The following is a 22,082-nucleotide window of genomic DNA, read 5'->3' as shown; positions in this document are numbered from 1 at the left end:
AAAATCAAAAATCAAAAATCAAAAATCAAAAATCAAAAATCAAAAATCAAAAATCAAAAATCAAAAATCAAAAATCAGGCAGGTAAAACCGGTTAAGGCATCCCCAACTGCCGCGCCACATACAAATCAATCAGGTACCGAGCAATCGACCGCCCCGTCGGCAACGGCAGCACGGACTCGGACAAGCTCGAGTTCTCTGAGCCGACCATTAACCGTACCTGGTAAATTTGCTAGTAGCCCGTTTCCATAGAATGAGTGAATGTGCTGCTATTCACTCGCTACTCCGGAGAAGGCCATGCGTAGCAACAGGCAAAAGACCAAGATCGAAGCATGCCTCCTAGTTACCGATAACCATGGATCGGTTATTGGAACTCAGCCTCCCGTGACATCCTATCACTTGGTGTATACGATATACGGGTACAGCCCGGGAGGCCTTGGCCTCGACGTCATGCTTGGCTTCAACGGGCAAAGGAAGGCCCCAGTGACAGGGTGCTATCCCCTCGGCAATGGCTACCGCGACTATGACCCCTATCTGATGAGATTCCGCTCGCCGGACAACCTCAGTCCATTTACACAGGGTGGAATTAATGCTTATAGCTATTGCGCAGGCGAACCAGTCAATAGCACCGACCCTTCAGGACACATAAAGCTCTTTGACCACTTTAAGAATATAGACCCCGTCAAGAAATGGATCAGCCAATGGCGTGGTAAACTGGACACAAACGATACATCGATGCTCGTCGCCCCCCAAAAAACTTCAATCTCACAGGACCCATTGCTTATTGAGCGAAAAGAGACACTGGAGAGACTAAGGACTACAGAATTAAGAGCAAATAGTGATTCAGCGACCCGACTGACGACAACGCTGAATAAAATCAATCAAAAAATTGCAGATTCCGTTAGTGCTCAGCAACACAGTGCGAACACCGGAATTTTTCCTGCGCAGAATGTGTCTCCTCCAGCTTCACAAAGCCAAAAAACACTTTCCCTGGATCGCCCCTACCAAGTCAGGGAGACTGTCGACACTCAACCGAAATAAGGTACACTCCTGCATTAAACTTCGTCTATTCTTTAGCCCGAAGAGGCCCACATACAAAATAAAAATCGAACATCCATTTCCCCTGAGCCCTGCCCGAAGCGAATACCTACTTGGACAAAGCGGGCTCAGGCAGCCCTAGCCGTCGAGCGACATACAGGTCGATCAAATACCGCGCAATCGACCGCCCCGCCGGCAAAGGCGGCAACTCATGCACATTGAACCACTGCGCATCCTCGATCTCATCCGCCTGCATGACAATCTCCCCTCCCGCATACTCAGCATGAAACCCGAGCATCATCGAATGCGGAAACGGCCAGCACTGGCTGCCGACGTACTGGATGTTCTTCACCTCGACCGCCACCTCCTCACGCACCTCGCGCACCAGGCAATCCTCGGCCGACTCCCCCGGCTCGGCGAACCCGGCCAGGGTGCTGTAGACCCCGGTGACAAAGCGTGGCGAACGGGCCAAAAGCACCTCGTCGCCGCGAGTAATCAACACGATCATGCTCGGTGAAATCCGCGGATAGCTGCGCAAATCGCACGGCTGGCAGTACATCGCCCGCTCCCAGTGGATCTGCGTCATCGGCTGACCACAGCTGCCGCAGAACCGGTGCTCGCGAGCCCAGGTACCGATCTGCGCGGCGTAACCGAGCACCTTGTACGTATCGAAGTCGCCTTCAAGCATGAACCGCCGCAGCCCCTGCCAGCCGCAACCCGACACTTCGCTGGCACTGCGCAGCTCCAGCAGGAACACCGGCTCGCCGTCCAGGTGACCAATGCCATGCTCGCACAACACGTCCAGGTCCTGGCGCTTGAGCCAGTCACGGGGGAACAGCGCGCCGTTGGCGTCCATCAGGAACCCGTCCGGGCTGCGGGCGACGGCCAGCCCCCCGGTGGTCTGCGGGTCGAGTACTGCGGTTGTCCAGCGTGCTGACATGGTTCGGGTCCCTAAATGGCGCCCGCCACTGTCAGTCAGTCGGCGAACGTCGGTTGCTGTTTGCTCATGTGGGCGGCCATCGCCACGCGCAAGTCTTCGGACTGCAGCATGGCGGCGTTCCAGGTGGCGATGTACTCCAGGCCATCGTCGATGCGATGGTCGCGCATGTAGCTGATCATCTCTTTGGTGCCGGCCACGGCGATCGGTGATTTTGCGGCAATCTCGCGGGCAATGGCAAAGACCCCGTCGAGCAACGCCGCCTGGTCATCATAGACGCGGTTGACCAGGCCGATGCGCAGTGCTTCCTGGGCATCGACCATTCGGCCGGTGTAGGCCAGTTCGCGCATGATGCCGTCACCGATGATACGCGGCAAACGTTGCAGGGTGCCGACATCGGCGGCCATACCCATGTCGATCTCCTTGATCGAGAACTGCGCGTCGCTGGCGCAGTAGCGCATGTCGCAGGCCGAGACCAGGTCGATGGCGCCACCGATGCAGTAGCCCTGGATCGCCGCCAGCACCGGCTTGCGGCAGTTGTCCACGGCGTTAAACGAACCCTGCAGGCGCAAGATGGTGCGGCGCATCACCCGGGCGTTGCGGCCGACATCCTTGCCCAGCTGTTGAGCCAACGCGGCCAGCATCATCAGGTCGATGCCCGAGGAAAAATGCTTGCCGGCGCCGCTGAGTACCACCACCCGCACCGCGTCGGTGTCGTCGATCCACTGGAAGATCTGGACCAGCTCCTCCCAGAAGGCGGCGTTCATCGCGTTGATCTTTTCCGGGCGGTTGATCTGCACGTGGGCGATGTTGTCGGTCAGTTCGACCTTGAACGCGGTGTATTCGGTCACGGACGGCACTCCTGTGGGGAAAGGATTCACAACGGCGGATCTTAGCGCACCCGCAAGGCGGTGCATGTGCCAAAAGCCGGACTGGACAACTTGCACCCTGACGCACGATCCGGCACCGTGCGCCACTGCTGAATCAAAAGGATACAAATTCATGTCCCGTTCCCTGACCGGTGCCCTCGCCCACAGCTTCCTGGGCCAGTCGCCGCGTTGGTACAAGGCCGTCATCTGCCTGTTCCTGCTGCTCAATCCCTTGCTGCTGGCGACCCTCGGCCCGGTGGTCACCGGCTGGGTGCTGGTGATCCAGTTCATCTTCACCTTAGGGATGGCACTCAAGTGCTACCCGCTGATGCCCGGCGGCCTGCTGCTGGTCGAGGCGCTGCTGCTGCGCCTGACCACGCCCGAAGCCCTGTACGAGGAGTTGCAGCACAACTTCCCGGTGATCCTGCTGCTGATGTTCATGGTCGCCGGCATCCATTTCATGAAAGAGCTGCTGCTGTTCCTGTTTTCGCGGATCCTGCTCGGAGTGCGCTCCAAGGCGGTGCTAAGCCTGCTGTTCTGCGTGTTGTCGGCGTTTCTCTCGGCGTTCCTCGATGCCCTGACCGTGACCGCGGTGATCATCAGCGCCGCAGTCGGCTTCTATGCCGTCTACCACCGGGTCGCCTCGGGCGCCAATCCGCGCGAAGAGTCGGCGCTGGACAGCGACCATGAGGTCGAGCAGTTGCACCGCGAAGACCTCGAGCAGTTCCGCGCCTTCCTGCGCAGCCTGCTGATGCATGGCGCGGTGGGTACCGCGCTGGGTGGCGTCTGCACCTTGGTGGGCGAGCCGCAGAACCTGCTGATCGGCCATGAAATGGGTTGGCATTTCGCCGACTTCTTCCGCAAGGTCGCGCCGGTGTCGATGCCGGTTCTGGCGGCGGGCCTGGTGACCTGCGTACTGCTGGAGAAACTGCGGCTGTTCGGCTACGGCACGCTGATGCCCGAGCGCGTGCGCCAGGTGCTGGCCACCTACGCCGCCGAGGACGATGCCGCGCGCACCCAGGCACAACGGGTGGCACTGGTGGTCCAGGGTCTGGCCGCACTGATCCTGATTGTCTGCCTGGGGCTGCACATTGCCGAAGTGGGCCTGATCGGCCTGCTGGTCATCGTGTTGATCACCGCCTTCACCGGCATCACCGACGAACATCGCCTGGGCCGTGCGTTCCAGGACGCCATGCCGTTCACCTCGCTGCTGGTGGTGTTCTTCGCCGTGGTCGCGGTGATCCACCAGCAGCAACTGTTCAGCCCGCTGATCGCCTGGGTGCTGGCGCTGCCCAGCGAGCAGCAGCCGGGCATGCTGTACCTGGCCAATGGGCTGCTGTCGGCGATCAGCGACAACGTGTTCGTCGCCACCATCTACATCACCGAGGTCAAGCAGGCGTTCGTCAATGGCGCGATGAGCCGCGAGCACTTCGAGACCCTGGCGGTGGCGATCAACACCGGCACCAACCTGCCCAGCGTGGCCACGCCCAATGGCCAGGCGGCGTTCCTGTTCCTGCTGACCTCGGCGATTGCGCCGCTGATTCGCCTGTCGTACGGGCGCATGGTGTGGATGGCGCTGCCCTATACCGTGGTCATGGGCGGCCTGGGCTGGTGGGCGGTGACCTTCTGGCTGTGAAACACGTGGGAGCGGCGCTGCGCCGCTCCTCGCTGGCCGGGGCTGGGAACGGCTAACCCGCCCGGTCCCGATCGAACCGCTCGAGATCCGCAAAAGCCGGCAACCACGCTTCGCGCCTGATCACCCACAGTTCATAGGTCGGCGTGAAGCGATCCGGCGCGTCCAGTGCCCCAAGGTGCACCTCCACTTCATCACCGCTGCGCGCGAACACCGACGAGCCGCAATGCGGGCAGAAATACCTGTCGCCGTAGTTCGAGGCTTCCCCGCTGATACTCACGGTCTGCTCGGCGAACATCGCAGAAGCGCCGAACAACGCACCGTGATGCTTGCGGCAATCCAGGCAATGGCACAGCCCGACCCGTCGCGGCCGCCCCTGGGCTTCGATACGTAACTGGCCGCACAGGCAGCCGCCGGTAACCTTGTCCATCACTCACCTCCTCTGGTGGTCCCATGCAATGGTTGAACCTCCACTAACGTTCAAGGTTCCTGTCGATTCATGCCACCCCCGTTCGACTATCCAGCACACCCAAGAGGAGGTTCACCCCATGCGCAAGCTCATCGTCGCCGCCTTCGTCACCCTCGACGGCGTCATGCAGGCCCCCGGCGGGCCGGAGGAAGACACCAGCGGCGGCTTCACATTTGGTGGCTGGATCCCGCCCCTGGCCGACGAGGCCTTCGGCCAGGCCATGCAGACCTTGTTCAGCCAACCGTTCGAACTGCTGCTGGGAAGACGCACCTACGATATCTTCGCCGGGTTCTGGCCAAAGGTCGGGCCCGAGGCGCCGGACCGGCCCTTGGCCGACCTGTTCAATGGCGTGGCCAAGCATGTCGCCACGCACCATCCCGAATCCATCGACTGGCAAAACAGTTACCCGTTGGGCGCTGACGTGCCTGGAGCTGTCCGCGCTCTCAAACAACAGGACGGCCCGACGCTGCTGACCCAAGGCAGCGGCGAACTGGTACGCCAACTGCTAGCGGCGGGCCTGGTAGATGAGCTGCGGTTGCTGATCCACCCCTTGCTTCTTGGGCGTGGCAAGCGCCTGTTCGGTGACGATGCCCAGGCTGCGGCCTTCACATTGGTGGAGTCGAGCAGCACGCCCAAGGGTGTATTGCTCGCCCACTACGTGCGCAGCGGCGAGGTGCAAACGGGATCGTTCTGACCAGTCAGTCGAGCAGGCGGTTGATGGCGCTGGCGAGGCCTGCGTCCGTTTGCCCCGGCGCCTTGTTATCATCCAGGCTCAACCGGGAGGGAACCCATGCTCGACATACGCCGCGCCAGCCGTCACGACGCGCTGGACACGTACGCCATCCGCCGCCAGGCGATCCTGTGGCAGTGCACCGAAGCCTACGATGCCGCCCTGGCCCAGGCCTGGGCCGACGTACCTTTCACCGAAGGTTACGCGGCCCTGGTCGCCGAGCATTTCCACCTCGCCTGCATGGGCGACACGATCGTCGCCACCGGCATGCTCGACCTGGACAGCGGTGAACTGGGTGCCCTATTCGTGCTGCCGGCGTTCATGGGCCGTGGCATCGCCCGGGCGATGGTCGAACACCTCGAAGGCATCGCCAGGGCCGAAGGTCTGGAGGCGGTCAACCTGGACTCGACCCTGAACGCAGCGGCGTTCTATCGCCGCTGCGGCTACACCGGCGATGCGCTGTCGGTCTACCAATCCCCATTCGGCCTCGAACTGTCCTGCATCCCCATGCGCAAGGTGCTGGTCGGGGTATAAGATCAGGGCCCCCTGCGCCCCGGAGACTCGCCCCATGCTGCCCACCGCCACCTCCCAGCACAGTGCCCGTCGGGTCCGCTTGCAGGCCCTGCGCGGGCGGGTCGGCCTAGGGCTGGTGGCCGGATTGTCGGTGCTGGCCGGCATGACTGACGCCATCGGCCTGCTGGCGCTGGGCGACTTCGTGTCGTTCATGAGCGGCAACACCACGCGCCTGGCGGTGGCCATCAGCCAGGCGGACTTTTCGCTGATGCTGCGCCTGGCCCTGGCGATTCTCAGTTTCGTGCTGGGCAACACCCTGGGCGTATTGCTGGCCCGCCGCTTGCGCCGCCGCGCCGCGCCCTTGCTGCTGATCGTCGCCAGCCTGCTGGCGTTTGCCACGGCCTGGCCTGCCGCCACCACGTTCCCTGCACTAATCGCGGCCACCCTGGCCATGGGCATGCTCAATGCCGTGGTCGAACAGGTGAACGGCCTGCCAATCGGCCTGACCTACGTCACTGGCGCGCTGTCGCGTTTCGGCCGTGGCCTGGGGCGTTGGTTGCTGGGTGAGCGGCGCCACGGCTGGCGGGTACAGCTGGTGCCCTGGAGCGGCATGTTGCTAGGTGCCGCGCTCGGGGCTTGGCTGCAGCAACGGCTGGGCTTGCAGGCGCTGGCGGCCAGTTGCGCCCTGGCATGCGTGCTGGCGCTGGTGACGCTGTTCATTCCGCGAGCCTGGCAACTGGGCTACATGCCGCGCTGAGGGCCTAGAGCTTGCGCTGAACAGCAGGCGCGCAGCCGTCGATAGTCACTATCGAGCACAGCGATTTCCATCGTGCCACTGTGGCCAATAACCTGGGTTCATCGATCCGACAGCCCCCGGAACCATCCCGATGAACACCACCGCCCGCTTCCTCCTCGCCGCTCTGGCCATCGCTGTGCTGAGCGGTTGCGCCAGCCATCCTGAGCTACGCCCCTACAGCGCCGAGGAAGCCCGTCAACTGCAACTCGAAGCATTGCAACGCCAGGGCCTGAGCCAGGAAGAGTACGAACGCCGCAAACTTGCCGTGGTGCGCGCCGATCACCAGCAAGCCATGACCAACGCCGCCAGGGCCACGACCGCGATCAGCGGTTGACCTCGACGTGGTTCAGGAGCGTGAGCAGGTGCTCCTCGGCCGCCACCGGTTTTACTACGGGCACCTTGCTCCACGGCGTTTTACGGCAACCTTGACCTTATCGCGGCCCCGCCAAAGCTGTTAGCCTTGCCCTGTTCAGGTCACCACGGACAGCCCATGGCCAACCACAAGATCGAAATCCGCCGGCGCAATGTCGAAAAGATCCTGCAAGCCGCCGAGCAGGTGTTCGCCGACAAGGGCTACGCCGCCACCTCCATGGGCGATATCGCCGAACGGGCGCAACTGCCGCGCTCCAACCTGCACTACTACTTCAGCACCAAGGACGACCTCTACCGCGCCGTGCTGCAGGATCTGCTGGATGTCTGGAAGCAGGATGCCCTGTGCTTCGAGCACTTCGACGACCCGCGGGTGGTACTGACCAGCTACATCCGCGCCAAGATGGGCCACTCGCGCTCGCGGCCGCTGGGCTCGAAGATCTGGGCCGAGGAGATTCTCCACGGCGCCCCGCTGCTGAGCCCCAGCCTGGACGAGATCCTGGTGCCCTGGGCGCAGCTCAAGCAGGCGAAGATCCGCAGCTGGGTCGAGGACGGACGCATCCTGCCGGTGGAACCATCGGCGCTGCTGTACATGATCTGGGCGGCGACCCAGCACTACGCCGACTTCGGTTTCCAGGTGACCCTGCTCAATGACGGTGAGCCGCTGTCGGACATGGCGTTCGAGCAAGCTGTGCAGACGGTGACCGGCGTCATCCTGCGCGGCATCGGCCTGGAGCCCTGAGCGGCACCCTTAGCGCCCCAGGTGCTCGCACAGAAAATCGATGAACACCCGGGTCTTGCGCGGCACATGGTTGCTGTTCGGGTACACCACGCTGATCGGCTGCCTCGGCAGACTGTAGTCCGGCAGTACCCGCCGCAGGGTGCCGTCGGCCAGGTCCTGCTCGACCAGCCAGGCCGGCAGCACGGCCACGCCCAGGCCGGCGCAAGCCATCGCCCGGATGGCGTGGGACGCATTGGACTGGTAGGCCACCCGGCCGACAACGCTTGCACTCCCCGCCTGTGCGCTGTGCAAGGTCCAGGCGGTCGGGCTCTGCAGGTTGCTGTTGGCAATCCAGGGTGTATCCGCCAGTTCCTCGGACCGTTCGATGGCATGGCGGGCGAGAAAGGCCGGGGCAGCCACCAGCACAATGTCGTATTCGGCCAGCTGGCGACTGCGCAGGTTCGAATCCGGCAGCGCGCCAAGGCGCACCACCAGGTCGAGCCGTTCGGCAATCAGGTCGCTCAGCGACGAGTCGGTATCGTAGCTGAGTGACAACGCCGGATAGCGCGCGGCGAACAGCGGGATCAGCGGCAGGATGAAGCGCTCACCGTACTCCCCGGTGGTGCTGATGCGCAGCTTGCCCGATAGGCCGTTGTGCCGGTGCAGCACACTGGCGAAGGCGCCCTCGACATCGCTGACGATCACCTTGAAATCTTCATAGAAACTTTGGCCGGTTTCGGTCGGGGCGATAGCACGGGTGCTGCGCGCCAGCAGCGTCACCCCCAGAGCCTGCTCCAGCGCCTTGACGTGCTGGCTGGCCATGGCTTTGCTGATGCCGAGAAAGTCCGCCGCCTTGGTGAAGGAGCCGAAATCGACCACCGCCAGAAACGTCTGCACCCGGTTGAGCTGGGTGTGGAGGGCCGTGCGCGGCATTGTTCACTTCCATCAAACAGAGTTTCAAGGGTAGCGACATCGACAGGGACAGTCCACGACACCTACTCTGCGCGTCGAAAAGGAGTGGCAATGACGTACCGGTATCGCGTGGCAACGATCTTCCTGATGGGGTTCTTCATCGACTGCATCAACCTGTTCATGCCGACCGTGGCGTTGCCACGGATCGCCGCCGAGTTCGCCATTGGCAACGCCAGCAGCGCATGGGTTGGCAATGCCTACATGCTCGGGCTGACCCTGGCCGTGCCGGTGAGCACCTGGCTGGCCAATCGCTGGGGCGCGCGGCGGCTGTTGAGCGCCGCCATGCTGGCGTTCAGCGTGGCGGTGTGGGGCTGCGGCGAAGCGCAGAGCTTTGCTGCATTGATTGCCTGGCGCCTGGTCCAGGGCATGGCCGGTGGCTTGCTGATCCCCGTGGGACAGGCGCTGACCTTCGAGCTCTTCCAGGGCCCGGAGCGCGCCCGCGTGTCCACCCTGGTGATGGCCGTTGCGCTGCTGGCGCCGGCGCTGTCACCCACCCTTGGCGGATTGATCGTCGACCATGGCCGCTGGCCGTGGGTCTTCCACAGCAACATTCCGCTGGCCCTGCTGACGGCGGCGCTGGCCTGGGCCTGGCTTGACCAGGCGCCGGGACCGACAGCGCCACGCCCGGACTTCAAGGGATTGCTGCTGGTCAGCGCCGCCCTGGCCTGCCTGCTGCTGGGCCTATCGCTGTATGGTGCCGGCCATGGCGCCCTGCTGGCCACCGCCTGCCTGCTGGCGGGTGTATCCTGCGCCCTGCTGTATCGCACCCACTACCAACGCGCGGCGACAGGCATCGTCGAACTCAAACTGCTAGCCAGCCCGCGCCTGCGGGTCTCGATGCAGGTGTACCATGCGATCCCCGGGGTCTTCACCGGGGTCAACCTGTTGAACATCTTCTATCTGCAGGATGTGCTGCAGCTGAGCGCCCAGGCCACCGGCCTGTTCATGCTGCTCTACGCCGCCGGGGCGTTCGCCGCCATGTTGCTGGCCGGCCGCCTGTACAACCGCGTCGGTGCCGCCCGCCTGTTGCTGCTCGGCATGCTCATGCACAGCCTGGGTATCTGCCTGCTGGTCATGGTCGAGACGCCGGCGGACAACGCCCTACTGATGGCGGCCTACGGCCTCATGGGCATCGGCGGCGGCATCGGTGCCAACACCGCCCAGACCACCGCGCTGCTCGACTTCAGCGGCGAGCGGATGCAGCAGGCCAGCGTGCTGTGGAACCTCAATCGACAGATGGCCTTCAGCGTCGGCGCCGCCCTGCTGCTGATGATCTTCAACCTGTTGCTGGTGGGCCTGAGCACGCCGCACGCCTATCACCTGACCTTCACCCTGGCCGCGCTGCTGGGGCTGGCGCCACTGATGACACTGCACACACTACCCCCGGAGAACCCTCGCCATGCCTGACCACGCGATTGCCCGCGCCGAGCGCAGCATTCATCACGTCCATGAGCTGATCCACAGAATCTTCACTCGCCCAGCGGCCGAGACACAGGCCGTGCTCGGCGGACTGATGGCGGTATTCGCCGATGATTTCAGCATGGTCGGCACGGCGGGCACGGTGGTGACCCGCGCCCAGGTGGAGCAACTGTTCAAGGGCGCGGCCGGCGCACGACCGGGCCTGGAGATCGAGATCAGCGAGGTGCGGGTGGTCTGGCAAGCTGGGGTGAACGTGGCGGTGCGCTACAAGGAAATCCACCGATTGCAGGGGATGGTTCAGGCTCGCTACTCACTGGCACTGTTGGAGTGCAGCAATCGCGGCGTGGTGTGGCGCTGCTTGCATGAAACCGCGACTGCCTAGGCGTTTGCGCGCCTGCGCCCCCTCGTCAATCATCCAGACAAGGACTGCTCCACAGCGCCATGCGTGCGCTCGAACTGCAACGGCGTCACCGTGACATGGCCACGCGCCAGTTCCGCCATTTCGCTGCCGGATTCATCCTCGGTGCGGTGATTGTTGAGCTGCAGCCAGTGGTACTCGAAGTGCCGCGGGTCGACCTCGGTACGCACCGATATGCTGTTCAACGGTCCGCACCCCTGGCGCGTCACCCTCAACGGCCGGACGGCCTCCAGGGCACAGTCAGGGAAGTTGACGTTGAGACAGGCATCGGCCGGCCATGGCATGTCCAGCACACCGAGAATCACCTCGGGCGCCAGGTTCAGGCCGATGTTCCAAGGCACCGCTTCGCGGTCGCTGTAGGCCTGGCTCAGGGCGATCGAGCGCACGCCCAGCAGCAACCCGGTCATCGCCGCGCCGACCGTTCCGGAGAACACGGTTTCAGTGCCCAGGTTCGCCCCACGGTTGATTCCGGACAACACCAGGTCGGGCCTGGCGCCCTTGAGCAGGTGCCCCAGCGCCAGCGCCACGCAGTCGCCCGGCGTGCCGGTGACGGCGAAGCGCCGCTCGCCATGACTGCTCACTCGCAGCGGCGCGTGCAGGCTCAGCGAGTGGGAGGTGCCGCTCTGGTCGCGGTGGGGAGCCACCACCCACACCTCCCTGGCCAGCCGTGCCGCCACCTGTTCCAGCACGGCCAGGCCGGGCGCGTCGATGCCATCGTCGTTGGTCAGCAGAATGCGTTCGAATCGGTAGGTCATGGTTAATCCTGTGAAGTTGCCGGTCAAAGTTGCCCCGGCAACGATAGCTCAGACATGCTCCTCCACCCGTCCGACCGCGCGCACGCCCTGCTTCCACTCGAGCCCATCGGCACAGCTGGCGGCGTGGCGGCCATTGATCTCCAGCGCGGAGGTGAAGAAGAACTGGCCCACTGTCAGTTCGCCCACCGCATGGATCTGCCGGGAGCTGCCGGTACGGCCCTGCACGCGATAGCTCGTCGGGTCGATGCAGATCCCCCCCTGTGGATGGCGGGTGACCGTGCCATTTTCCAGCAAGGCAGCCAGCAACGGCGAGTCCAGCAGGTCGACGTCGCGCGGGGAACCGATTGCATGAATCAGCCGGTCATAGACATGGCGCCAGCCGCTGCCCTGCAGGACCAGCCCGTCGCCGCCCGGCTGCGGCGCGGCGAACGGACCGGTGACGAACTCCAGCTGGCCACTGCGCAGATAGCTGAGGATCTTGCGCGCATTCTGCGCCGGGATGGAAACCCGATAGGCCATGAAGAAGCTGAAGTACTCGCGCAGGAAGCGCGCCTGCGCGGCATCATCCAGTGCCTGCCAGATGTCCTCGACGAATTCGTTGGTGGCATAGAGGATTGCCTGCCAGATACGCGGTGAGCGGGCGTTTTCGAGTTCCCCTTCGATGAAAGAGGCGATGTCGGCCGGCGGCGCGGGCATGGGGATGACCGCGCTGGCCTTGCCCGGGTCCTGGAAAGCCAGCTCCTTGCGGAACAGGCCGACCAGGTCGCTGATCTGCAAACGGCCGTTCTGTGCCACCAGCGCATGGACGCCTTCACGGGTCAGGTAGCGCAGCGTGACCGGCTCCTGGGTGCCCCGCACCACGGGAAAGTAACCACTGCGCGAATGCATGCGGATGGGGCCTCTATGCCCCCGTTCGATCAACGCGATGACGGTGTCGATGGCGCTCAGTCGCGCGCCGACCACCGCCACCCGCTCGTGGGGCGCCACCACGCGCAGCAGACGGGAAACTGGATACGGCGTGTCCAGCACCCGTGGATCACCGGACAATTCTGGCTTTTTGCCCAGCGGGCCACAGCACAGCACGACCTTGCCGGTCGGCAAGCTGAGGCCGCAACGGGTGCGCAGGGTTTCCACGCCATCGATCAGGTCGATCGCGCAGACCTCTGCCTGCAACTGCACCAGCTGGCAGCCCAGGGTCGCGCCACGCAATACGATCTGCTTGAGCTGATGCTGCAGATAGATACCGAACAGCGCCCGAGGCGCGAACCCGTCCGCCTCGGGGCGGAAATCGGGGTACGCGCGGCGCCAGGCCTGCGGGCTCTGCTGCAACCACTGCAGGAAATGCCCTGGCAGATGCGGGTATGGCGTGATGAGACCGGTCCTGGTGTTGAGCAGGTTGCTCTCCAGGTCGGCCTCGTAAGCCGCGCCGCGCCCGAAGTCATCCCGTTTCTCGAACAGGTGGATGACGCCGGCCGGCGCGCTGCCGGCAGCAACTCGATCCAGATGGCGCTGCAGGAAGGCGATGGCCGTCGCACCGCAGCCGACGATTGCAAAGGCGTTTTTCATCAACTTGCGTCCCTCTCCAGTATTGCTTCCCTGTCCACGGATTGCGTTCCAGCCTCAGGCGAACTCGCCCAGGAAAGTCTTGATGCGCTCGGCACCGGCCAGGACTTTTCCGACGTCGCCGGAATACGACAGCCGGGCATGCCCCGCCGCGCCGAAGAAACTGCCAGGGATCAGGGCAACGCCGAACTCCTTGAGCAGCACGTCGCAGAACGACTCGTCATCACCGATCACCTGGCCGCGGAACGACCGGCCCAGCGCCTGGCCGATGTCGAGAAACAGGTAGAACGCTCCGGCAGGCTCGCAGAAGCGCAGCAACGGCGCACCGCGCAACACTTCGAGCAAGGCCTCACGCTGCCCGGCCAGACGCCGCCGGGCGGCAATGGAGAAAGCCTGGTCCCCCTCCAGTGCCGCTGTCGCCGCCGCAGCAGCGGGGGCCGGCAGGTTGGAGATCGAGTTGGAATTCAGCGTGGTGACCGCATCGGCGATGCGTCGATCCGCCGCCAGCAAGCCGACCCGCCACCCCGGCATGCCGTAGAGCTTGGAAACACTGTCGATCTTGATGATGCGCCCGGCAAGATCCGGCGCCACCGTCAGCAGGTCGGGACAGCTGTCCATGTCATAGACGAAGCGCTGGTAGACGTCATCGCAAATGATCCAGACGTCATGTTTGCGCAGGACTTGTGCCAGCCCCTGGAGCTCCTCGGCCGAATACACAGCGCCCGTAGGGTTCCCGGGGGAATTGAGCAGCACCACCCGCACCTGTTCGTCGAGGGCCTGTTCCAGCGCCTGGGGGGACATCTTGTAGCCGCTGTGCGCGGTGCAGCGCACATCGACGACATCCGCCCCGACCAGTTCGGCGATATCGAAATAGGTTGGCCAGCACGGGGTCGAGACCAGCAGTTTGTCCCCCGGTCGGATGATCGCCCGCAGCACGCTGAACAACAGGTGCTTGGCGCCGAGGCCCGCGACCAGGTTGCGCTCGTCGAAATGCGTATGGCCAAGGCGACGCAGGTAGCCAAGGTAAGCCTTGAGCAACGCCGGGTCGCCACGACTGGCGCCATAGCCACCGGTGTCCTCGTGGGCCGCCCGCACCGCCGCCTCGACGATATGGGGCGCCGGCAAAAAGCCAGGTACGCCGACCCCAAGGTCGATGACCGGTTGTGGCGCTTCACTGACCTTCTGCGCCACCCCGAGGATCGGACAGAATCGAGCGAATTCCAGATCTGGTGAAAGCGAAGGCATGCAGGATTCTCCAGAAATTCCGTTTCAAGCGGCGCGCACGGCAGAGCGACCACGCGCCATGAGCGCAGCCATGTGGGTGGCCGTCGCGGTGATGATGTCGAGATTGCCGGCACTCGGATCAAGGTAGTCCCCCGCCCCCTCGACCCGCACCATGGTGAACAGGCGGCCTTCGCTGTAGTGCAGGTCGACGATCACCTCGTAGCCCGGAACGGCCTCGCGCACCAGCGCCACGGCCCGCTCCACCTCGCGTCGGGTGGCGGCCAGGTCGACTTGGGCGATCAGTGCCGAGACCGCCGTCTGCATGTAGACATTGGGCTTGGCCGGGTTGATGTTAAGGATCGCCTTGACCTGAGTGCAGCCGGTGAAGCGACGCAGCGCCTGCTCGGTGGTGGTGATGTAGTTGCTCAGGTTGCGGCGGGTGGCGGGGCCTGCGCTTTCGGCGCTGATCGACGACACCACCTCGATGTAGCGCACCCCCGGGTTGGCCCGGGCGATGGCGGCTGCCAGCGGGATCGAGGCCTGGCCACCACAGGTGATCATGTTGACGTTGCTCGCTCCGGTCAGCTCCAGGCCGTTGAGCGAAGGCACGCACAGTTGACCCAGGGCTGCCGGGGTGAGGTTGATGATCACCTTGCCGGCCTCGATCAGGCGCGGCGCATGGCGCTCATGGTCGGCGGCCGAGGTGGCGTCGAACACCAGGTCGAACTCGCCGATTCGGGCGAACAGACCTTCGATACCGTCGGCGGTGATGGCGACCCCGCGCTCACGAGCGAAGGCAAGGCCCGCTGAGTGTGGGGAGCGTCCGGCGACCAGCGTGCAGTCCAGGTCCGGATGGGCCAGGACCTTGCACAGGATGTCGCAGCCAATGTTGCCGCTGCCGATGATGGCGGTTTTCAGGGACATGAACGCACTCCAGAGTCAGGCAACGGAAGGTTGCGAAAGGCGGCTGGCCACCGAGATGATCAGGTCTTCCTGGCCAGCCACCGCATTGCACTGGGCCAGGGCTTCGTAGATTCGCCGTGGTTCGACGCCGAACTCGCTGGCGGCGCGCGCGACATGTTTTTCGAAACCACTGCACACGCCGTACAGGCCACTGATCAGGTTGGCGGTCTTGACGACCGTGGGCGTGCTGACCGGGGCGATGCTCTCCAACTGCTCGATGGCGCGGCACAGGGCGAAAATGTCCACGCCGGTGGCGAAGCGGTAACGCTCAAGCACCGCGCACAGGGTCTCCAGCTGGGTGTTGCCGGCACCGGCACCGAAGCCGCGCATGCAGCCGTCGACGATCGTCGCCCCGGCCTGGACCGCGGCCAGCGAGTTGGCGATGGCCAGGCCCAGGTTGTTGTGGCCATGGAAGCCCACCGGAATCGACAGTTCGCTGCTGAGCAAGGCAATCCGCTCACGGGTGCTGTCCGGATCGAGGTGGCCAGCCGAATCCATCAGCACGATGGCGTTGGCACCATAGCCCTGTTGTTTCGTCGCCTCCTCGAGCAACCGCTCGGGGCTGGCCATGTGGCACATCATCAGTACGCCATGCACATACGCGCCGTTGGCGCGCGCATGCTCGATATAGCTTTCGGTCACGCTCGCCTCGGTGCAATGGGAGGCGATGCGCAACACCTCGACACCGATCCGCAGCGCGGTATCGATATCGTCCAGCCTGGCGAAGCCTGGAATCATGTGGATGCCCAGGCGCGTGCGACTGAGGTTGGCGCGCGCGGTCTCGAGCATCTCGGTGTCGGCGTGGCGGGCCAGCCCCAACTGCAGGGACGATGCTCCCAGGCCATTGCCGTGGCCGACCTCGACCACGCTCAGGCCGCAGCCGTCGACTGCACGGCAATAGGCGGCGATATCTTCCAGGCTCAACGAATGGGAGACGGCATGGTTGCCGTCGCGCAGGGTCGGATCATGAATGGCGATTGCAGCGGTCATCGAGATCAGGTCCTTGTGATCGAAGGTTCAGTTGCGCGGTGCATCGGTAACCGGTTCGGGCTGGAGCAACCGCTTGGGCAGGAACGCCGGAGAGATATGAATGATCGACATGCGCACCACGTGGTTGAGCATGACGAAGGCAGGATCGAGCTTGAGCAACAGGGCGGCCGCGGTCATCACCTCGACACCGCCCGGCACCCAGGACATGAACAGCGCCAGGAAAGGTTTGCCGGTGAGCTGGGCGGCGAGCGCGGCCACCAGCAAGGTGGTGCAAAACGTCAGCGTGGTCACCACCAGGCCAGCACGCACGTATCGCAGTACGTCTCCCAAGGTGATGTCGCGCAGGCGGATACCGATCAAGCCACCCAGCAGGATCAACGCCACCATCGCCACCGGGTCGGGCACGTGCAGGTTGACCGACGGCATGCCGATGTTGACGGCGGCCGCACAGACCAGGCCGGTAAGCATGTACGGCGCGGGCACATCGAAGCGCTCCAGCAGATAGCCGGCGGCGACCGCGACCAGCGCCACCGGGACGATCCGCAGGTAGTCGCCCAGGGTGCCGGTGGCCGGCACCGCACTGTCGCCATGCCCGCCTGCGATCAGCGTCACCACCAGCAACAGCGCCAACAATCGGACGATATGCACGAAGGCGATTCGGCCAGAGGCCGGCCCCTCCTCCCCCGACACCGTCATCACCGCCGCCATGGCGCCGGGAATGGCACTGAGCAGGCTTTCGATATGGCCCCACTTCTCCATGCGGCGCAGCCAGTTGTAGCCCACCAGGATCTGTGTGGTCATGCACACCAGCAGCCCGAGCAGAATGCTGAAGTCAGTGAGCTCGTGCATCATCGAGGCGGTGACCGTGGAGCCGACACTGATCCCCAACAGCAACTGCACGGTGGCCACGAACGGGAATGGCATGCGCATGCGCACGCCCCACTTGCTCAGCGCCGTGACCGCGCAGATGGCGCCGATCAGTTCACCGAGCGGCAGTCCGCTGAGAAATCCCAGCCAGGCCCCCAGGGCCGCGACCGGAATGGGGATGAGGCTCTCGATCAAAGGTTTCATGGCATCGTCACCTGTCTGCAGGCATGACCGTCCCGACTGGCGGCACGGTCAGCAAAAGTGATTGAGGAACAGGACAGTCAGGCGGCTAGACGGCGGCCGCTTCGTTGCCCGCCCAGTCGCAGCTTTCGTGGAACCAGCGCTCGACTTCGCCAAGCCGCAGTTGCAGCTCACGCTCGTTGCGCCCGGCGACGATGGCATTGAGGATTTCCGAGTTGGTGAACTCCATCGACCGGTAGGCGGTCATCCTGCTCGCCGATATGCGGTACTCCAGCACGCCGTCGAGCGGGCAGTCGCTCGGCACCTCGCGCAACAGGCCGACTCGCGGTGGAATGCTGATGTGCCCGACCATCTGCCGCGGTTCGATCATGGACGCCGGACGATACGCGGGATCGCGCAGCGCGCGCAGGAAGGTCATGCGCGGGTCCAGGCCCCAGGCATGGCTGATCTCCTGGTTGAAGAACACCCCGCCCAGCCTCGAGGCGATTTCGCACAGGACAATCTCGCCCGTGTCGATGACGAACAGCTCAAGGTGGAACAGCAGGGTCGGCTCGGAAGGCAGCACATCCTCGACCAGCGCACGGGCATAGCGCACCAGCTTGTCGCGCATCGGATTGCTGGCATCGAGCATGTGCAGGTCGTGGGCCTTGCCGCCGAGGAAGTCCAGCGCCGAGGTCATCACCCGCACAGGCGACACAAGGATCGGCTTGCCGTCGATGTAAAGGCCGTTGACGATGTAGTGGCTGCCCCGCACATAGCGCTCGATCATCAGGTTGTGGAAGGTGGTGGCGCCACGCGCAGCCAGCCACTGGCGAAGCTGCGACATGTCCCTGAGTACTTCCACGCCGTTCGAGCCACGACCATCGCGCGGTTTGACCACCACCGGGAAGCCGTGCTGCTCACTGAACTGGATCGCTGCGGTGGCATGGGTCAGCGGCGCCATGTCGGCGACGGCGAAACCACGGTCGCGGGCCCTCTGCTTCATGAAGAACTTGTCGCGATAGAACATAGCGCGCCCCTCGGCGCCCTGGCTGACACCCAGCCGGTCGTTGATGCGCGCCACCCGCAGCACATCGATCTCGGCCAGTGCCACGCACAACGGATCGCGCATCTCGCGGGCCATGTCATGGACATCCACCTCGACCAGCGCGTTGTCGTTGAAATAGTCGAACAACCGGTACACCACTTGATCGCCAAGATGCGCGGTGATTTCCTGGGCGCGGGAGTTGCAGCTCAGCAGCATGCCTCCCGGCCCTAGGGCGTCGGCCCAGCTTTGCGCGCTGTGCTGGAGAATGATCTTGGGTGGGCAGAAGACGATCAGCTGCATGAGGCGTTCCTTGCGTGCTTGCATAAGTCAGAAAGTGACCAGGCACCAGGGCCAGGCTCACCACTGATTCTGCTGAGGAGTCGGCGGCCGATGCCAATACCGATTCAGTCGTTATTGATACTCCCCACCTAGCCCATGCAGGTGGTTTGCAAGGCGTGCGAAAGCGCTGCCATGTCGGGGAACATGGCAGGCGTCTTTCAGGCGGGACTCAGCCGGTCAGATCAGGCAGGCGGCGCAGTCGCGCATCACCTCGGCCTTGCGCTGCAGGTATTGGGCAAAGACTTCACGGGCCGTAGCCCTGTCCACGGCGATACCCATGGCCTTGACGAATGCCTCGACCGCCTCGACCGCGTGGGCGAAATGATTGCTCTCGGTACCCCCGGTGTGCACGGTGACCCACGCCACGGTCTTGCGCACCTGCTCGGGCGGGATCCCCATGTCGCGCTCGAACCAGCGGGTGTACAACGGATGGATGTACTCCACCTCACCGTGGGTGTAGACCTCATGCACCAGCGTGGTCAGCAGGCCCTGGAGCAGGTCACGGTCACGCAGACGGCGGGTATCGGTCCAGTCCTTGAACGCCTGCGCCGACGGCAGGCAGTTTTCCTTGAGCAGCCACTGGTCGTCGCCACACAGTGGCGTGGCCATGTTGTAGAACAGGTCGGCATGCAAGATGTTGCCCAGCGCCCCCAGGTCCTCGTCGGTGATTCGCTGCAGGCTGCCGCACACCTGGTAGATCTGCTGCGCGGCGGCGCTGCCCTGCTCGGAACGCGCCAGCAGGGTCAAGCGATTGGCCAGGCCGGAGACGCTGGCGGCCGAGTTGTTGGTCTTCGACCAGCTGGCGAAGAACTTGCGTAACGCCGCAGCGCCATGGCGGCGCGAAGTCAGCACCTGGAACGCCTCCTCGATGTCGACCAGCGCGGCCTCCTGGTTGCGGAACTCATCCCATAGCGCCTGTTTCAGCACGCCGGCAGGCATCTCCTGCAACACCGGTTCAATCACACTCAGCAACTGGCTGTGCACGGTCGGCAAGTTACTCACGGTCATCTCACTCTTTTCCTTGTTTGATGATGATGTAGCGCGTTGAGGAAACGATTCATTGCAATGGCTGGACCGCCGGCCCGCGGACCGGCGCCACCCGCCAGCTGCCCCGCGCGATCAGCAGCGGCAGCAGCTGGAACACCACGATCAGGGCGACGCAGCCGCCCCAGCCCCAGCGTTCCCACAGCCCGCCGGGCACGAAGGCGCCGAAGCTGCCACCCAGGTAGTAGCAGCTCAGGTACAGACCGACCGCGGCGGATTTCTGCCGTGGTGCCTGGGCGGTGATGAAGGCATTGGCAGCGGCCTGGGCGAGAAACACGCCGGTGGAGCTGAGCGCCAGGCCCAGCACGATCAACCATAGCGACGGGGAAAGGGTCAGGGCCGAGCCGGCGATGCCCAGGTATCCGGCCACCCGCACCAGGTCGGCATGGGGTCGCGCCTTGCTCAGGCGTCCGGCCAGCGGCACCACCACAAGCGCCAGCAGGAACACTGCGTAGATGGCACCCAGCGCTGCAGTGCCCAGGGCGAACGGGGCCTCGCTCAGGTGCAGGCCCACATAGGTGAAAGTCGCGACCTGGGCGAACAAGACACAGAACCCCACGGCATAGGCCCCCAGCAGCGGCCTGCTGGCAAGCTCGCCAAGCGCCAGCGGCTCACGCCGGGCCGCTGGCGGATTGCGCGGCAACAACAGCACGATGCCCAGCGCAACCGTCAGGCTGAGCCCTGCCTGGACCGTCAATCCCACACGCCAGTCGGCAAGCTCGGTGACCAGGCCGGTGAGGAAACGCCCGCAGAAACCGCCGAAGATCGTGCCGGCAACATAGACGCTGGTCATTTCGGTCACGGCACCGCCCTGCCAGCGCGCGCCGATGTAGGCCACGCTGGTGGCGAACACCATCGGGATGAACAACCCCTGCACCGAACGCCACAGCAGGAATTCACCAAAGCTGCCCGCCCACGCCGCCAACAACGCCGGCAGCGCCAGCAACAGCGCCGCCCCGGCGATGACCCGATGCTGTTCACCCCGAGCCGTCAGCCAGCCGACAAAAGGCGCGGTCAAGGCCACGACCAGGATCGTCACGGTGATGCTCCAGCTGGCCTGTCGCAGCGTGACCGCAAAGGCACGGGTCAATTCAGTAAGCAGGCCTTGGGTGGAATACAGGTTTAGAAATGCGGCACATCCGCCAAGAAATAGGGCAATCCGGGGGAAGTCGGCGGAAAAACGCATGCAAACACTCGTAAAAAATTTTTACATGTTTATAAGGTAGGACGAATTTTGGATCCAATACCTATTGCCGACCGATTGATACTCAAGGAAGAACATCATGGATTTGCGCCGACTGCGCTGTTTCCTGGTTGTGAGCGAGGAATTGCATTTCGGCCGTGCGGCTGCGCGCCTGCACATGGCCCAGCCGCCGCTGACGCGACAGATATCGGCACTGGAGACTGAGCTTGGGTTTCGCCTGTTCGACCGCAGCACCCGCAATGTCAGCCTGACCACCGCGGGCCGTCACCTGCTGCCCTACGCTCGCGGCGTGCTCGAGCAGGTCGACCTGACCACAGTGATCACCAGCAAGCTGGCGGCGGGCTCGGCCGGCCAACTGACGGTGGGCTACGCCAGTTCGATCGCCCTCTCGGACACCTTCAGCCATACCATCCAGGCGTTCTGCTCGAAGTACCCGGATGTGCAGTTGAATGTGGAGGAAGGTGCTTCCAGCACCCAGTGGACGCAACTGATCGAAGGCCGCCTGGATATCGGTATGAGCCGCATGCACCCGCCGGGCGACAACCCTCAGGTCCAGGCCATCTGCCTGGACAACGAGCCGCTGGTCGCGGCCGTTCCCAGCGACAGCCCCCTCGCCGGGCAGTTGCAGGTCAACCTGGCCGAGCTCGGCGAACTGCCGCTGATCACCTTCCCCGCGGATTACGGCTCGGGCTTGAACGAAATCATCCTCGGCCTGTACCGCCGCCACGGGCTGACGCCACGGCCGGCTCCGAGCGGCCGGCAGATCACCTCGATCATCGCCCTGGTCGCTGCGGGCCGCGGCGTCGCGGTGGTACCGCAGTGCACCCGGTCCTTGGTCAGGCGTGGCGTGTCCTACCTGCCGTTGGCCGAGCCCGGCGCCTGCGCGCCGCTGCTGGTACTGACGCGCAGGCACGAGCGCAGTCCGCTGGTGCGGGCGTTCGTCGAGGTGATCGAGCAGACCTTGCGCAGTGGTCAGAGTGGTTAGACCAAATCTCCCACGAGAGACCTGCGTGAGGTCGGCGT

At 64.2% G+C, this 22,082-nt stretch carries 23 protein-coding genes; 10 read left to right on the top strand and 13 right to left on the bottom strand.

Going from position 1 to position 22,082, the window contains the following annotated elements; genetic code table 11:
- Nucleotides 1–295: 295 nt before the first annotated feature.
- Nucleotides 296–1,039: an RHS repeat-associated core domain-containing protein gene (locus OH705_RS11380; RefSeq protein WP_267302223.1), complete on the top strand. Its 744-nt coding sequence runs from the start codon at nt 296–298 to the stop codon at nt 1,037–1,039.
- A 106-nt stretch (nt 1,040–1,145) separates the two neighbouring features.
- Here OH705_RS11380 and nudC read toward each other — a convergent pair whose 3' ends face one another.
- On the bottom strand, nt 1,146–1,976 hold the full coding sequence (gene nudC / locus OH705_RS11375) for an NAD(+) diphosphatase (RefSeq protein ID WP_267302222.1): 831 nt from the start codon (nt 1,974–1,976) through the stop codon (nt 1,146–1,148).
- A gap of 35 nt (nt 1,977–2,011) precedes the next feature.
- Entirely contained in the window at nt 2,012–2,824 is an 813-nt protein-coding gene (locus OH705_RS11370) for a crotonase/enoyl-CoA hydratase family protein (protein ID WP_023630716.1), read from the bottom strand.
- Between the two features lie 151 nt (nt 2,825–2,975).
- Between OH705_RS11370 and nhaB the strand changes: the two genes are divergently transcribed.
- Entirely contained in the window at nt 2,976–4,478 is a 1,503-nt protein-coding gene (gene nhaB / locus OH705_RS11365) for a sodium/proton antiporter NhaB (protein WP_023630717.1), read from the top strand.
- A gap of 52 nt (nt 4,479–4,530) precedes the next feature.
- On the opposite strand, the gene OH705_RS11360 is transcribed toward nhaB, so the two are convergent.
- Nucleotides 4,531–4,905: a GFA family protein gene (locus OH705_RS11360; protein WP_094010433.1), complete on the bottom strand. Its 375-nt coding sequence runs from the start codon at nt 4,903–4,905 to the stop codon at nt 4,531–4,533.
- Nucleotides 4,906–5,023: 118 nt separating this feature from the next.
- On the opposite strand from OH705_RS11360, the gene OH705_RS11355 reads away from it, so the two are divergent.
- The 5 genes from OH705_RS11355 (at nt 5,024) to OH705_RS11335 (ending at nt 8,094) form a co-directional block, all read left to right on the top strand.
- Nucleotides 5,024–5,638 (top strand): dihydrofolate reductase family protein, encoded by a 615-nt coding sequence (locus OH705_RS11355; protein ID WP_110604362.1) that lies wholly within the window; start codon nt 5,024–5,026, stop codon nt 5,636–5,638.
- Nucleotides 5,639–5,734: 96 nt separating this feature from the next.
- On the top strand, nt 5,735–6,208 hold the full coding sequence (locus OH705_RS11350; RefSeq protein ID WP_094010435.1) for a GNAT family N-acetyltransferase: 474 nt from the start codon (nt 5,735–5,737) through the stop codon (nt 6,206–6,208).
- 34 nt (nt 6,209–6,242) lie between these two features.
- On the top strand, nt 6,243–6,944 hold the full coding sequence (locus tag OH705_RS11345) for a YoaK family protein (RefSeq protein ID WP_038705833.1): 702 nt from the start codon (nt 6,243–6,245) through the stop codon (nt 6,942–6,944).
- A gap of 130 nt (nt 6,945–7,074) precedes the next feature.
- Nucleotides 7,075–7,317 carry a hypothetical protein gene (locus OH705_RS11340; RefSeq protein WP_094010436.1) on the top strand — a complete coding sequence of 81 codons (243 nt, stop codon included), beginning with the start codon at nt 7,075–7,077 and terminating at the stop codon, nt 7,315–7,317.
- A gap of 156 nt (nt 7,318–7,473) precedes the next feature.
- Nucleotides 7,474–8,094, top strand: coding sequence for a TetR/AcrR family transcriptional regulator (locus tag OH705_RS11335; protein WP_023631488.1), 621 nt, complete (start codon nt 7,474–7,476; stop codon nt 8,092–8,094).
- A 9-nt stretch (nt 8,095–8,103) separates the two neighbouring features.
- Here the strand turns inward: OH705_RS11335 and OH705_RS11330 are convergent, their stop codons facing one another.
- Complete coding sequence (locus tag OH705_RS11330) at nt 8,104–9,006, bottom strand: LysR family transcriptional regulator (RefSeq protein ID WP_267302221.1); 903 nt, start codon at nt 9,004–9,006, stop codon at nt 8,104–8,106.
- A gap of 90 nt (nt 9,007–9,096) precedes the next feature.
- On the opposite strand from OH705_RS11330, the gene OH705_RS11325 reads away from it, so the two are divergent.
- Together OH705_RS11325 and OH705_RS11320 are read left to right on the top strand one after the other, a co-directional pair.
- Nucleotides 9,097–10,452: an MFS transporter gene (locus OH705_RS11325; RefSeq protein ID WP_267302220.1), complete on the top strand. Its 1,356-nt coding sequence runs from the start codon at nt 9,097–9,099 to the stop codon at nt 10,450–10,452.
- Nucleotides 10,445–10,846 (top strand): DUF4440 domain-containing protein, encoded by a 402-nt coding sequence (locus tag OH705_RS11320; protein WP_023631690.1) that lies wholly within the window; start codon nt 10,445–10,447, stop codon nt 10,844–10,846. Before OH705_RS11325 ends, OH705_RS11320 begins: the two co-directional genes overlap by 8 nt.
- 29 nt (nt 10,847–10,875) lie before the next feature.
- On the opposite strand, the gene surE is transcribed toward OH705_RS11320, so the two are convergent.
- The 9 genes from surE to OH705_RS11275 all read right to left on the bottom strand — a co-directional run bounded on the left by surE (nt 10,876) and on the right by OH705_RS11275 (nt 21,041).
- Nucleotides 10,876–11,637: a 5'/3'-nucleotidase SurE gene (surE, locus tag OH705_RS11315; protein ID WP_038705831.1), complete on the bottom strand. Its 762-nt coding sequence runs from the start codon at nt 11,635–11,637 to the stop codon at nt 10,876–10,878.
- A gap of 48 nt (nt 11,638–11,685) precedes the next feature.
- Nucleotides 11,686–13,203, bottom strand: coding sequence for an FAD/NAD(P)-binding protein (locus OH705_RS11310; RefSeq protein WP_023633001.1), 1,518 nt, complete (start codon nt 13,201–13,203; stop codon nt 11,686–11,688).
- A gap of 54 nt (nt 13,204–13,257) precedes the next feature.
- Nucleotides 13,258–14,445 (bottom strand): pyridoxal phosphate-dependent aminotransferase, encoded by a 1,188-nt coding sequence (locus tag OH705_RS11305; protein ID WP_267302219.1) that lies wholly within the window; start codon nt 14,443–14,445, stop codon nt 13,258–13,260.
- Between the two features lie 24 nt (nt 14,446–14,469).
- Nucleotides 14,470–15,348: an acetaldehyde dehydrogenase (acetylating) gene (locus OH705_RS11300; protein ID WP_094010442.1), complete on the bottom strand. Its 879-nt coding sequence runs from the start codon at nt 15,346–15,348 to the stop codon at nt 14,470–14,472.
- Between the two features lie 15 nt (nt 15,349–15,363).
- Complete coding sequence (dmpG, locus tag OH705_RS11295) at nt 15,364–16,377, bottom strand: 4-hydroxy-2-oxovalerate aldolase (protein WP_023630164.1); 1,014 nt, start codon at nt 16,375–16,377, stop codon at nt 15,364–15,366.
- A 27-nt stretch (nt 16,378–16,404) separates the two neighbouring features.
- Nucleotides 16,405–17,448, bottom strand: a complete 1,044-nt coding sequence (locus OH705_RS11290) for an AbrB family transcriptional regulator (RefSeq protein ID WP_023630163.1) — start codon at nt 17,446–17,448, stop codon at nt 16,405–16,407.
- Between the two features lie 85 nt (nt 17,449–17,533).
- A complete protein-coding gene (locus tag OH705_RS11285) occupies nt 17,534–18,772 on the bottom strand; it encodes an ATP-grasp domain-containing protein (protein ID WP_267302218.1) in 1,239 nt (412 codons plus the stop codon).
- A 216-nt stretch (nt 18,773–18,988) separates the two neighbouring features.
- Nucleotides 18,989–19,819 carry a hypothetical protein gene (locus OH705_RS11280; RefSeq protein WP_371041626.1) on the bottom strand — a complete coding sequence of 277 codons (831 nt, stop codon included), beginning with the start codon at nt 19,817–19,819 and terminating at the stop codon, nt 18,989–18,991.
- A gap of 49 nt (nt 19,820–19,868) precedes the next feature.
- Nucleotides 19,869–21,041: an MFS transporter gene (locus tag OH705_RS11275; protein ID WP_267302217.1), complete on the bottom strand. Its 1,173-nt coding sequence runs from the start codon at nt 21,039–21,041 to the stop codon at nt 19,869–19,871.
- Between the two features lie 94 nt (nt 21,042–21,135).
- Between OH705_RS11275 and OH705_RS11270 the strand changes: the two genes are divergently transcribed.
- Nucleotides 21,136–22,044 carry a LysR family transcriptional regulator gene (locus OH705_RS11270; RefSeq protein ID WP_110604355.1) on the top strand — a complete coding sequence of 303 codons (909 nt, stop codon included), beginning with the start codon at nt 21,136–21,138 and terminating at the stop codon, nt 22,042–22,044.
- The last annotated feature ends 38 nt before the right edge of the window (nt 22,045–22,082 follow it).

The sequence above is a fragment of the Pseudomonas sp. BJa3 genome (genome assembly GCF_026343815.1).
GTDB classification, from domain to species: domain Bacteria; phylum Pseudomonadota; class Gammaproteobacteria; order Pseudomonadales; family Pseudomonadaceae; genus Aquipseudomonas; species Aquipseudomonas soli.
This window is presented reverse-complemented; position numbering and strand designations above follow the sequence as displayed.

Bases quoted from the DNA above. Each gene is read 5' to 3' on its own strand.
- OH705_RS11380 (WP_267302223.1), top strand. From the start codon at position 296: ATGCGTAGCAACAGGCAAAAGACCAAGATCGAAGCATGCCTCCTAGTT.
- nudC (WP_267302222.1), bottom strand. From the start codon at position 1,976: ATGTCAGCACGCTGGACAACCGCAGTACTCGACCCGCAGACCACCGGG.
- nhaB (WP_023630717.1), top strand. From the start codon at position 2,976: ATGTCCCGTTCCCTGACCGGTGCCCTCGCCCACAGCTTCCTGGGCCAG.
- OH705_RS11360 (WP_094010433.1), bottom strand. From the start codon at position 4,905: ATGGACAAGGTTACCGGCGGCTGCCTGTGCGGCCAGTTACGTATCGAA.
- OH705_RS11355 (WP_110604362.1), top strand. From the start codon at position 5,024: ATGCGCAAGCTCATCGTCGCCGCCTTCGTCACCCTCGACGGCGTCATG.
- OH705_RS11350 (WP_094010435.1), top strand. From the start codon at position 5,735: ATGCTCGACATACGCCGCGCCAGCCGTCACGACGCGCTGGACACGTAC.
- OH705_RS11345 (WP_038705833.1), top strand. From the start codon at position 6,243: ATGCTGCCCACCGCCACCTCCCAGCACAGTGCCCGTCGGGTCCGCTTG.
- OH705_RS11340 (WP_094010436.1), top strand. From the start codon at position 7,075: ATGAACACCACCGCCCGCTTCCTCCTCGCCGCTCTGGCCATCGCTGTG.
- OH705_RS11335 (WP_023631488.1), top strand. From the start codon at position 7,474: ATGGCCAACCACAAGATCGAAATCCGCCGGCGCAATGTCGAAAAGATC.
- OH705_RS11330 (WP_267302221.1), bottom strand. From the start codon at position 9,006: ATGCCGCGCACGGCCCTCCACACCCAGCTCAACCGGGTGCAGACGTTT.
- OH705_RS11325 (WP_267302220.1), top strand. From the start codon at position 9,097: ATGACGTACCGGTATCGCGTGGCAACGATCTTCCTGATGGGGTTCTTC.
- OH705_RS11320 (WP_023631690.1), top strand. From the start codon at position 10,445: ATGCCTGACCACGCGATTGCCCGCGCCGAGCGCAGCATTCATCACGTC.
- surE (WP_038705831.1), bottom strand. From the start codon at position 11,637: ATGACCTACCGATTCGAACGCATTCTGCTGACCAACGACGATGGCATC.
- OH705_RS11310 (WP_023633001.1), bottom strand. From the start codon at position 13,203: ATGAAAAACGCCTTTGCAATCGTCGGCTGCGGTGCGACGGCCATCGCC.
- OH705_RS11305 (WP_267302219.1), bottom strand. From the start codon at position 14,445: ATGCCTTCGCTTTCACCAGATCTGGAATTCGCTCGATTCTGTCCGATC.
- OH705_RS11300 (WP_094010442.1), bottom strand. From the start codon at position 15,348: ATGTCCCTGAAAACCGCCATCATCGGCAGCGGCAACATTGGCTGCGAC.
- dmpG (WP_023630164.1), bottom strand. From the start codon at position 16,377: ATGACCGCTGCAATCGCCATTCATGATCCGACCCTGCGCGACGGCAAC.
- OH705_RS11290 (WP_023630163.1), bottom strand. From the start codon at position 17,448: ATGAAACCTTTGATCGAGAGCCTCATCCCCATTCCGGTCGCGGCCCTG.
- OH705_RS11285 (WP_267302218.1), bottom strand. From the start codon at position 18,772: ATGCAGCTGATCGTCTTCTGCCCACCCAAGATCATTCTCCAGCACAGC.
- OH705_RS11280 (WP_371041626.1), bottom strand. From the start codon at position 19,819: ATGACCGTGAGTAACTTGCCGACCGTGCACAGCCAGTTGCTGAGTGTG.
- OH705_RS11275 (WP_267302217.1), bottom strand. From the start codon at position 21,041: ATGCGTTTTTCCGCCGACTTCCCCCGGATTGCCCTATTTCTTGGCGGA.